Source organism: Polyangium fumosum (genome assembly GCF_005144585.1).
Classification (GTDB): Bacteria; Myxococcota_A; Polyangia; order Polyangiales; family Polyangiaceae; genus Polyangium; species Polyangium fumosum.
On record NZ_SSMQ01000019.1, the window covers coordinates 36,815 to 48,374 of the forward strand.

Below are 11,560 nucleotides of genomic sequence, written 5' to 3' on the forward strand. Positions count from 1 at the left end.
CGGCGACCCCGATGACCCTGCAACTCGACCTGCTGCTCCACAACCTCGTCGCCCTGTGCATCGCGATCGTGATGCTCATGCTCCTCTCGGAGCTCGTGGTCAGGGTGATTCATAGGGCTTACGCCTTCGTCTTGCGCTCGCCGACGCTCGAGAGTGTCACGGCGGACGAGCGCAAGGCGTTCCGGAGCCGCGTGCGTCGTCGCGCGCTCGTGTGGGTCGCGCTCGTCGCGCTCGCCGGGGACGACCCTGCGCTCGCCAAGATGCGGCTGCTCACCGCGGCCGGCATTGCCCTCGGCGCGCTCCTCGTCGACGCCCTCGCCCGTGGGCTCGCCGACGGGCTGGGGCAGGCGGTCGCGCGCTCGGAGTGGCTCGACAAGCGGCGCGAGCCGGTCGCCGAGGTCACGGTACGCCTGCGCAAAGCGCTGCGCGTGGTCGTCCTCGGCGCTTCCGCGGTCCTCATCGCCGCGAAGCTCGAGCTCGCGCCGGGCACGCAGCGCACCGTCCTGCTCGCCACCTACACGCTGGGCGCGTTTTACCTCAGCCGCCTCGCGACGGGCATCGGATATCTCCTCCTCGACGTCATCTTCGACAACGCGACGCGGCTCGCCCGCCTCGAGAGCCCGCTCCGGTACCTCGGGAACCTCTCGCACCTGCTCGGGATCACGAAGCGGGTCGTCGATTATTGCGTCTACCTGACGGCGGCGACGTGGGTCGCGGATGCGCTCACCCCGGATACGTGGCTCTCCCAGGCGGGTCGGGTCGGGATCCGGATCATCGCGATCTTTTATGCGAGCCGGGTCCTCGTCGAGCTCGCCGTCCTGCTCATCAACGACCTCTTCCTCGGCAAGGTGGCCGAGGCGAACCCGCAGACGCTCCAGCAACGAAAGACCCTGGTCCCTGTGGCCCTGGGCTTCGTGCGGTATGCGATCTATTTCTCGGCGCTCGTGATGGGCCTCCGCGAGGCCTCGATCGACCCCACCCCGCTGCTCGCCGGCGCCGGCGTCATCGGCGTGGCCATTGGTTTTGGCGCGCAGACGTTCGTGGGTGACATCGTGGCCGGCTTCTTCATCCTCTTCGAGAACCTGCTTCTCGTCGGGGATCTCGTGGAGATCGGCGGCATCCAGGGGCGCGTGGAGGAGATCGGCGTTCGGATCACGAAGATCCGCGACGAGCTCGGCGTGCTTCATTCGATTCCGAACGGCGAGGTGCGCAAGGTCGCGAACCATTCACGCTCGTACGTGAATGCGGTCGTCGACGTGCACGTGCCTTATGAAGAGGACGTGTCGCGGGTGCGTGCGCTCCTCACGAGCATCGCCGAAAAGGAGGTCGAGGCGCGGACGGGCGCTCCTGCGAACGTGGAGGTCGGCGTGGAGGAGCTGAACGAGGGCTCGATCGTCCTGCGTATCAGCGCGCGCGTGCCGCCCGGCGAGAACAAGGAGACGAACGACGCGCTGCGAAACCGCGTCGTGGAGGCGCTCTGCAAAGCCCAGGTCAGCGCGCCGCGCCCGCGTCGGGCTGTCCTGATCGACTCGAACCTCCGCGTGGGCCCCCCGCCCAAGCGAGAGATCGAGGAGTCCACGCCCATCACGCCTTTCTCTCCGTCGCAGGACGACTGATCCCCCAGCCGCAGGCTCCGTCGGCGCTCAGCCCGTGATGGCGGGATTGCCCGTCCACACCGGCGGCGTATACCCGACCGGTTTGTCGCCCACGGTGGCGCCGCCGTGCAGTTGCTTCTGATAGGCGTCCCCGAACATCTTGTAGGGGAACGGCAGCGGCTGCGCGCTCGCTTGATCGAGCTCCTTGCGCAGCTCGGCCGGAATCTCGAAATCGAGCGCGGCGAGGTTGTCCTCGAGCTGCGCGAGCTTGGTCGCGCCCAGGATCACCGAGCCGATGCCCGGCTGCGTCGCCGTCCAGTTCAAGGCCACCTGCGCCATGCTGCGGCCGAGCTCCTTCGCCGTCTTCTCGACGGCCGCGACGATCTGCCAATTCTGCTCCGTGAACAATCCGAGCTTGCTGCCGGCCTCGTCCTTCGTCAGCCGCCCCTCGCCCTCGCCGCGCCCCTGGCTCGGCCGATATTTGCCGGAGAGCAGGCCCCCGCCGAGCGGGCTCCACGCGGTGATGCCCATTCCGAGCGTCTGCGCGAGCGGCACGAACTCGTGCTCGATGTGGCGCTCCACGAGCGAATACTGGAGCTGCAGGTTGATGAACGGCGTGAGCGCGTGCGCCTCGGCGAACGTCTGCGCGCGCGCGGCATACCAGGCGGGCACGTCGGACAGCCCGGCATAACGGATCTTCCCGGCGCGCACGAGGTCGTCGAACGTGCGCACCACCTCCTCGGTGGGCGTGAGGCGGTCCCACGTGTGCAAGAGGTACAGATCGATGTAATCGGTCCCGAGCCGCCGGAGCGACGCCTCCACCGCGCGTATCATGTTCTTGCGGCCATTTCCGCCAGCGTTCGGGTTTCCGGGGTCGAGGCCGTACGTGTACTTGGTGGTCAAAACGACCCGATCCCGCGCCCCGCGCTCGGCGATGAACTTGCCGAGCAGGGTCTCGCTCGTCCCGCGCGTGTAGAGATCCGCGGTGTCGAGGAAGTTGCCGCCTGCGTCGAGATAGCGGTCGAAGACGGCGCGGGCGGCTTCTTCCGTCGAACCCCACGCGCCCCAGGCCCCGTCGGTGCCGAACGTCATGGTCCCGAGGGCCAGGCGGCTGACACGAAGCCCCGAGCGGCCCAGCAGATAGTAGCGATCGAGAGACATCAGCGGACTCCTTGGTTGACTGAACTGTCCAGAATGAAGCGAACGAACACGCGGACGCGCGCCTTCGTGCGCCCGCGCAGGGACTACCGAGCTTTCAGGGAGGTGAGCGCGACGGCGGCGATGTCGCGGAGGGTCTCGGGCGTGGACCCGGCTTTCGCCATGACCCGCAGGCCTTGCACCGTGGCGAGCAGAAAACGCCCGGCTTTCCGCTCGTCGACGCAGGGAGCGATCTCGCCCTTGCGCTTGCCTTCACGCACGATCCGTTCGAACGCGGTCTCGCAGAGGATCGTGCCGGACCTCGCCAGCGACGCGACCTCCGGATCCTTCTGCGCGAGCTCCACGATGGAGCTCACGTACATGCATCCCCGCGCCCGTTCGGCGGGCGTCTCGGCGGCGACGGCCATCAAGACCTGCTCGATCGCGAGGAGCGGTGACTGCTCGGCCTGCAGGCGCTCGATGAGCTGCGCGCCGCTCTCCGCCTGATACCGCTGCAGCGCTTCGAGGTAGAGCCGGCGTTTGTCGCCGAACGTGTCGTACATGCTCTGGCGCCCGATGCCCATCGCGCGCAGCAGATCCTCCGTCGACGTCGCCTCGTACCCCTTCTCCCAGAAGACGGCCATGGCCCGCTTCACCACCTCGTCGCGGTCGAACTCCTTCGGGCGGGCCATGCGCGTCCTCACCCTCTACACATTCTGGACTGGTCTGTCAAGCATCGGGCCGCTAGGGCGTCTTTCCCCGCGAGCGAACCAACCCGAGTTCGAGTTGCTCCTGCGGCTGCCCGGGATACATGCGCGCATCGATCTCCACCCGGTGGCGCGCCACGTCCCAATCGAACACGTTCTCGGCTTCCTTTTCGAGCTCCGCGTCGCCCGCGAGGCGCGCGAGGATCCAGTCCGCGAGCTCCGGCCGCCCGTCGAGTTTGCCTCGCCGCAGCGTCGCCGCCTCGGCGAATTCAGGCTGCTTGCGCAGCGCCGCGAGCACCTCCGCCGCGTCCGGTCCGAGGCTCGCGCGGTGGGCGATCAGCAGGGTCGAGAACTGCCGGCGCTCGGTCTCCCACGCCTTTGCGAGGGCAGGGGAGGCGGCCCGCGCCTTGCCGATCGCCACGGCGGCGAGGCCGGCGCTGAACGACCGCGCCGGGATGCCCTCGGGCCAGAGCTCGTGCGCGCGCCGGTAGGCCTTCGCCATCTCGTCGACGTTCTCCACGGAGCTGTCGACCATCGTCCGCAACCACAAGAGGTCCCCGAGCGTGAACCACGCCGCCGCCGCGGTGGGCGCCTTTCGGGACTTCTCCAGCTCCGGGATGCGGCCGCGCCAGACCTCTGCCTCGCGCTTCGTGGCGTCGGCGAGCTCCGCGTCTTGCTCCCCCGCGAGCCACGTCGCCCGCGCCGCCGCCGTGTTTTGCGCGTCGAACGGCGGCAGCGCCTGGAGCCGCGCCGAGAGCTCCCCGAGGCCCTTGCCGTCCCCGCGCAGGCCGAGCCAATCGAGCTCGCGACGATACGCCGAGGCCTTCTGTGGCGCGAGGACCTGCTCCGTTCGCGAGCTCGAGAGCGCGCGCCGCTCGTTCGCGTCCTTCTCCAGCGCCGCGAGGATCTCCGCGCGGAGCGGTCCTTCGAGCATCGCCCGCGCGAGCTGCCACGCGTCGCTGGAGTCGAGCCGCAAGGCCCGCGTGTCCACCCATCGATCGAGCACGGTCAGGATCGCCAGGTGATCCAGCGCGTCCGCCAGGTGCCCGAGCAAGATCGCGCTGTCGCCTTCGAGCCGCACGGCGGTCTCCAAGCCCTTCACGGCCGCGCGCAGGTGGGCGACGTCGCCCGTCGCCTGGTAACGCCCGGCGTGCGCGATGGCCGCGTTGTTCGCCGAGGACGCGTCCCGCGCCGCGTCCTTCTCGTGGAACGCAGCTTCCTCGGCGAAGGCCCGATCGGCCTCCGCGAGGTTGCCCTGCGAAACCGCGCGCGCGCCCTTCACCTGCAGGAGCTGCGCCTTGACGTACGGCGAGTTCGGATCGGCGAGACCGAGCCACTTCGCGCGATCTTCGAAGCTCGTCGAGATGTTCGCGCGGAGCGAGGCTGCGACGTAGCGTTTGTCCTGCTCCACGCTGGTGTCGTTGTACACGGCCTCCACCACCTGCCGCGCTTTGGGCTCCAGGCCGAGCTCGCGATAGGCGTTCGCGACGCGAATGGACAGCGTGGGGTCCTTTTTCTGGAGGAGCCCTTCGAGCTCCGCGTCGCCGTCCGCGGCGCGCCCGAGCCGGTGATAGACCTGCCCGAGGCCGAGGTGATAGAGCGGGTCCCCCGCCGCCTCGCCGCGCAACGCGAGGAACGCGCGCTCTGCCTGTTCGAGCAGCGCCCGCTGCGTGTCGCCCGTCGTCGTCGAGGCCCGCCGCAGCTTGATCATGCCGAGCGAGATCGACGCGGGGATCACCGCCTCGTGCCGCAGGAGCGCGTCCTGCATGGACGCGAGCGTGGGGTCCTTGCGGAATTGCTCGGCGACGTAGGCCTGGATGAGCTCTCGCTCCCGCGCCTCGGTCGCGCCTTGAAGCTTCGATAGGAGCTCGCTCGGCACCTTCCCGGCGCGCAGATCGGCTTCGATGCGGCTCTGGACCTTCAAGCTCGCCGCGCGAAACGCGCGTTGTGCTTCCTGAAAGTCGGAGAGGCGCTCGTTCACGAGGGCCGTGAGGATCTCGTCGGCCTTGTCGAGCGCCCCCGCCTCGGCGTGTGTATCGGCGAGCGCCTGCTGCGCCAGCGCCGTGAGCCGGCCGGGCGCACCGAGCCCGCCGAGCAGCTTCAATGCGGCCTTCGTCTCGCCGCGGCTCCGCTGCCCCGCGGCCATCCCCACGGCGAGCTCCTGGTGCCCCTTTCGCTGCACGATCGCCACCACGAGCGCCACTTCGTCGTTCGCTTCGAGGATCGCCCGATCCTCCGCGAGCTTCTTCCGTGCTTCTTCGAGGCGCGCCCTCACGTCGGCCGCGCCGTCCGCCTGGCCTTGCTTCGAGGCCAGCTCCGCCCACGCCTCGACTTCGGTCTCCGCCTCGATCCAGAGCGACGGCGCCGGCCCGAAGCTGTCGAGGATCTTCTTCGCCGCCTCGATCGAGGCCGCATCGCCGAGCGCCACGTAATGGCGCAGGGCGCCGAGCGGCCGGCTCTCCGCCATTCCGTCGGCGAGGTTTTTCCGGAGACGCGCGCGCCGCGCCGTGATCGCCGCCGCCTCTGCGCGCCCCTCGCTCACGCGCGCGGCCATGTCGAGCACGGTGAGCGCTGCGGCCGCTTTCTCCGGCGTATCCTCGCCGATCTGATCCGCGAACGCCGAGAGCCGCTCTGCGAGCAAGACCGCGGCCTTGCCGTCCCGCGCGTCGGCCGGCAGCTCGTAGAAGGCGTTCATCACCCGGCTGATCGCTTCGAGGGACGCCACCGTCGCCGGCTCGTGTACGCCTTCCGCCGTCACGAGGTGCACGATCGACGCGGCGACATCGTCCACGTCGACCTCGCCGGGATAGGTCCCGAGCACGAGCCGATACTGCGAGAGCGCGCCCTCGGGATCCCCCTTCGCCTCGGCCTCGCGCGCCTCCGCGAGCGCGACGGACGCCTTGCGCGTGGGCGAGTCGAGGTAACTCGTCACGGCCACCGAGGCCACCACGCCGAGCGTCCCGAGCAGGGCGACGCCCCGCCAAACCTTCGCGATCGGCCCGAGCGGCTCTTTCGCGAGGAACTGGTAGCTCATCGTGCTCACCTGCCGGACGCGGTAGGCCGCGACGGGTACGATCGGGATGAACACCACGCAAAAGCAATACGTCGCGACGTACGAGCCGTCGGGCCAGGGGTCGCGCTCGCCGTAGAGCCGGAAGCCGATGCCGTTCAGCGTGAAGAGCGTCGGCGCGCGTTCGAGCGGTCGTGGGGCCTTCTCCACCTCGCGGAGGGCATCCCGCAGCGCCCGGCTTTTCACCTGCCGGCGGGCCTGCGCGAGGGCGCGATCGGCCCGCTTGAAATGGCCCGCGCGCTGGAGCCACCGCGCATGCGTGAGCCGCGCGAAGACCGGGAGCTCCTCCGCGGCTGCTTCGAGCTCAACCCGCGCCTCGGGCGCCTGCGCGAGCGGGGCCGCCTTGCCGAGCAGGCGCCGCGCCCCGTCCAGATCGCCGCTCGCGGCTTTCAGGCCCGCGACGTCGCCGAGCAGGACGGCCACGCGGCCTTTGATACGCGGGGCGAGTTCGTCGTCGGCGGCGAAGAGCGCGTCGTCGAGCTGCGAGAGCACGTCCCGCTCCACCGCGTCGCGGACGAACACGACACGCGGGCGCGCTTGGGCCCAATCTTCACGTTCAGGATCCGGCTCCAGGAGCGGCTCGGCGAGGAGCTCGTCGACCGTGCTGACGCCCTCTGCGAGTTGTTCGATCGCGGCCATGGCGCCTAGGAGAGACAAACGGCGCCCCGCCGTCAACCAGGATGCTTGGCCTGCTCACACGTTTCCGGCGCTCACGCCTTCACGCGCTTCGCCTCCGGATCGTAGAGCGGCTTGAGCGAGGCGACGGCCGGGTACGACTTGCCGGCGATCTCGACCTCCCACGTGGCGTTTTCGAGGTACTTCGCGTCGACGGGCTCGCCGGCCTCCACCATGACGAGGCCGACGGCGCCCCCGACCGTGTGTCCGTACGAAGCGGCGCGCACGTAGCCGATGGGCTTGCCATTGCGACGCACGACCTCGGCGTGGAACATCAAGGGCTCGGGATCCTTCACGAGCACCTGCACGATCCGGCGCGTGAGCGGCCCAGCGGCCTTCTTCGCGAGCACCGCGTCCCGACCGAGGAAATCCGCTTTCTTCAGATCGACCGCGAAGCCGAGCCCCGCCTCCAGCACCGAATCGGTGTTGTCGATGTCGTGGCCGTAATCGCGGTAGCCCTTTTCCATGCGGAGGCTCGCCAGCGCCTTGAGCCCGGCGTGCTTCAGGTCCACGTGTTTGCCCGCCTCGACGAGGCGATCGTAGACGTGCGTGGCTTGCTCTGTGGGGATGTAGAGCTCGTAGCCGAGCTCGCCCAGGTACGTGATACGCACGCAGAGCGCGCGGGCGAACCCGATGTCGATCTCCCGCGCGGCGCGGAACGGGAACGCCTCGTTCGACATGTCCTCGGAGGTCACCCTTTGCATGAGCTCACGCGAGCGCGGCCCCTGGATGTTGATCTGCGCATAGCCCGAGGTCACGTCCGTCACGAACGCGTGCATGTCCGGCTTCGTGTGCCGGCGTATCCAGGTGAGCGCGTGCCGGTGCGCCGTGTCCGAGGCGACGACCCAGTAACGCTCGTCGTCGAGCTTCGTGACCGTGAGGTCCGCCTCGATCGTGCCGCCGGCGTTCAGCCATTGCGTGTACGTGATGACGCCCGGCGCGCCGTCGACGCTGTTCGCGGAGATGTAATCGAGCAGCTTCCCCGCGTCCCGGCCCTGCACCAGGAATTTCGCCATGAACGACATGTCCATGAGGATCACGCCCTCGCGGCAGGCGCGGTGCTCGGCTTCCCAGGACGGGAACCAGCTCTGCCGGCCCCACGAGAGACGCTCCACCTTGGGGAGCGTGCCGGGCGGCGCATACCAGTCCGCGCCTTCCCACCCGCTCACGTCCTTGAAATAGGCGCCCTGGGCCGCGAGTCGATCGTGAATGGCCGAGGTCTTCGCGCCGCGCGCCGTCTGCATCGAGCGCGTCGGGTAATGGCATTGATAGACCATCCCGAGCGACTCCACCGTGCGCGTGCGGCGGTATTCGGGGTTCGCCTGGTAGGTGTGCAGCCGGTCGATGTTCATCCCCGTGACGTCCACGTCGGGCCGGCCGTTGATGATCCAGTGCGCGAGTACGCGCCCGAGCCCGCCGCCCGTCAGGATGCCGATCGAGTTCAGGCCCGCGGCGACGAAGTAATTCTTGATCTCCGGCGCCTCGCCGACGACAGGCGCGAGGTCGGGCGTGAAGCTCTCGGGGCCGCAGAAGAACTTGCGGACGCCCACCTCCAGCGTGACCGGCACGCGCCGCATCGCCCTCTCGACATAAGGACCCATCCGGTCCCAGTCCGGGGTGATCTCGCCGAAGGAAAAATCATCCGGCACGCCCTCGATTTTCCACGGCGCGCAGAGGGGCTCGAAGAGGCCCACCATCATGCCGCCGACCTCCTCGCGGTAATACCCGTACGAGCCCGGGTCTTCGAGCACGGGCATCGATTTCGGCAGGTCGGGGATCTTGGCGGTGATGAGGTAATAATGCTCGGCCGATTGCAGCGGGATGTTGACGCCCGATTTCGCGCCGAGCTGTCGCGCCCACATGCCCGCGCAGTTCACCACGTACTCGGCCTCGATGTCGCCGAACGGCGTCTGCACGCCCGCGACGGCGCCGCGCTTCGTGATCACGCCCGTGCAGGGCACGTTCTCGAGGATCGTCGCGCCTTGCATCTTGGCGCCCTTCGCGAGCGCCATCGTGATGTCGACCGGGTTCGCCTGGCCGTCCTCCTTCACGTAGAAGCCGGCGAGGATGTCGTCCGTCCGCGCGAGCGGGAAGAGCTCCTTCACCTGCGAGGGCGAGATCTCGTGCACGTCCACGCCGCAGTGGCGGTTGAACGCCGAGACGCGCCGGTACTCTTCGAGCCTGTCCGGATCCGCCGCGACCTCGATGAATCCGACCGGCTTGAACCCGGTGCCGAGGCCCGTCTCCGCTTCGAGGCGGGTGTAGAGATCACGCGTGTACTTGCGCATCTCCGTCGACGTCTCCGACGTCGAGCCGAACGTCACGATGAGCCCGGCGGCGTGCCAGGTCGTGCCGGAGGTCAGGCGGTCCCGTTCGAGCAGGACCACGTCCTTCCAGCCCATGTGAGCCAGGTGGTAAGCGACGGAGCAGCCAATGACGCCGCCACCGACGACGACGACACGCGCGCGCTTCGGCAGAACCGGTACGGACATGGCGTGCCTCATGCCTGAAACCGTCGTCCGCGTCCAAGCCCATCGCTACGGAACGTGACGATTCTCACCCGGAGGCAACGTCAACAGTGTGGTGTCGCCCACGTGCGTGTGCCGAAGTCGGCTGATGGATCACGCGGGCGACGAGCCGGCAAGGGGGACCGGTCCGTGACCTCGACGCGGCCCGGAATCGCAGGACGTACCGTTCCGACGATTCTGTGCTCGGCGCGCCAATCCGTTGACGTACGCGCACCGTGTTCGTAGGGTGATTCAATTGGCGCTCGGATCCGCCTGGTCAGAAGGGGGAGGACAGCGTGTATCTTCCGATGGAAAACGAGTGCGCGGCGCTCCGCGCGCGGGTCGCCGAGCTCGAGGCGAGCCTCTCCGTTCGATCGCCCGTGGTGATAAATGGCCACCGTCGTGAAGCCGTCCCTTCCGACCCCGATGCCGAGGCGCGCCTCCTGCGCGCAGCGATCCATAACATCGCCGACGCCATCGTGATCTGCAACCGCGATGGCCGGACCATCCACTTCAACGCCGCGGCGACGCAGATCTTCGGCGAGCGGTCGAGTGATGTCCCCTCCGAGGAGCTGTCCACGCGATACGGCCTTTTTCTCCCGGACGGCGTCACCCTCGTCCCCACGAACGATTTGCCTTCCCATCGCGCGCTTCGGGGGGAGAACGTCGACCGCATCGAGCTCTTCGTGCGACGAGAGAGCCTGCCGGCGGGCATGTACATCGAATGCTCCGCGCGTTGCATTCGCGACGCGGACGGCGTCATCTGCGGCGCCGTCGTCGTGTGCCGCGACCTCGGCGAGCGCAGGCGTTACGAGGTCGAGCGCGAGCGGCGGCTCCGCGCCGAGGAGCAGCGGCTCGCCGCCGAGAAGGAGCGGCTTCGCATGGCGCGCATCCTGAAGAGCCTGCTCGAGCACCTCGACATCGTGGTATGGGCGACCGACGAAAAAGGCGTCTTCACGTTTCACGACGGCCGCGGCGCCGAAGCGGCGGGGCTCGCGCGGGGCGCGCTCGTCGGAAAGGACGCCCGCGACGTATACCCCGACGACTTGCTCATCCACCGCGCCCTCGCGGGCGTCCCCCAGCACGATCGCAACGGCGCGCATGGGGTCGCCTGGGAGCATTGGGCCATTCCGGTGAACGATGACGGCAGGCCCGCGGGCGTCATCGGCATGAGCCTGAACATCACCGAGGCGCACCAGGCCAAGCTCGAGCTCGAGGCGAAGCTCGCCCTCATTCAACGACAGCAAGAGGTCATCTTCAACCTGGAGACCCCGATCATCCAGGTATGGGACCGCGTCCTCACGCTGCCGATGGTGGGCGTCGTCGACAGCCGGCGCGCCGCGCGGGTCACGGACAACGTCCTTGCCGAAGTCTCGCGCACGCAGGCGCGCTTCGCCATCCTCGATCTGACGGGCGTCGACGTCGTCGACACGGCCACGGCGGGCCACATGCTGAATATCATCTCCGCCGTTCGCCTCCTCGGCGCCGAAGGGATCATCACGGGGATTCGCCCGAACGTCGCGCAGACCATGATCTCCCTCGGCCTCGACCTCTCGCGTGTGCGCACGCTGGCGACCTTGCGCGACGGCCTCTCGTTCGCGATTCGAGAGCTCGCTGGATCTTCCGGCGCCGCGCATGGAGCCGGATCGCTTCCTCGGCCGACCCGCAGCCCGAAGGCCCTCTGAATCCCGCTCCCTCGCATTCCTCCCGTCGTCGCAGGTATCGTTGAATCAGGCTTCTCCCGACTTGCGGGCCGCGCATGAATGTCGGGGCAGGCACATCTTTGGCTCGTCAGTCCGTTGACGCAGCGACATAATTCGCAGATAACGTGAACGACAGTCTGCTCCACGACGCGTTTCGTGTGGGACA

General features: G+C 68.7%; 6 protein-coding genes. 2 read left to right on the forward strand and 4 right to left on the reverse strand.

Annotated elements, in window-relative coordinates; genetic code table 11:
• The first annotated feature begins 11 nt into the window (after positions 1-11).
• A complete protein-coding gene (locus E8A74_RS19445) occupies positions 12-1,616 on the forward strand; it encodes a mechanosensitive ion channel family protein (RefSeq protein WP_136930532.1) in 1,605 nt (534 codons plus the stop codon).
• A gap of 27 nt (positions 1,617-1,643) precedes the next feature.
• On the opposite strand, the gene E8A74_RS19450 is transcribed toward E8A74_RS19445, so the two are convergent.
• From E8A74_RS19450 to E8A74_RS19465, 4 genes are all read right to left on the reverse strand, one after another.
• Complete coding sequence (locus E8A74_RS19450) at positions 1,644-2,756, reverse strand: aldo/keto reductase (RefSeq protein WP_136930533.1); 1,113 nt, start codon at positions 2,754-2,756, stop codon at positions 1,644-1,646.
• Positions 2,757-2,839: 83 nt separating this feature from the next.
• Complete coding sequence (locus tag E8A74_RS19455) at positions 2,840-3,424, reverse strand: TetR/AcrR family transcriptional regulator (RefSeq protein ID WP_136930534.1); 585 nt, start codon at positions 3,422-3,424, stop codon at positions 2,840-2,842.
• A 52-nt stretch (positions 3,425-3,476) separates the two neighbouring features.
• A complete protein-coding gene (locus E8A74_RS19460; protein ID WP_136930535.1) occupies positions 3,477-7,148 on the reverse strand; it encodes a tetratricopeptide repeat protein in 3,672 nt (1,223 codons plus the stop codon).
• Between the two features lie 71 nt (positions 7,149-7,219).
• On the reverse strand, positions 7,220-9,676 hold the full coding sequence (locus E8A74_RS19465; protein ID WP_136930536.1) for a GcvT family protein: 2,457 nt from the start codon (positions 9,674-9,676) through the stop codon (positions 7,220-7,222).
• Between the two features lie 311 nt (positions 9,677-9,987).
• On the opposite strand from E8A74_RS19465, the gene E8A74_RS19470 reads away from it, so the two are divergent.
• Complete coding sequence (locus E8A74_RS19470) at positions 9,988-11,376, forward strand: PAS domain-containing protein (RefSeq protein WP_136930537.1); 1,389 nt, start codon at positions 9,988-9,990, stop codon at positions 11,374-11,376.
• Positions 11,377-11,560 lie beyond the last annotated feature (184 nt).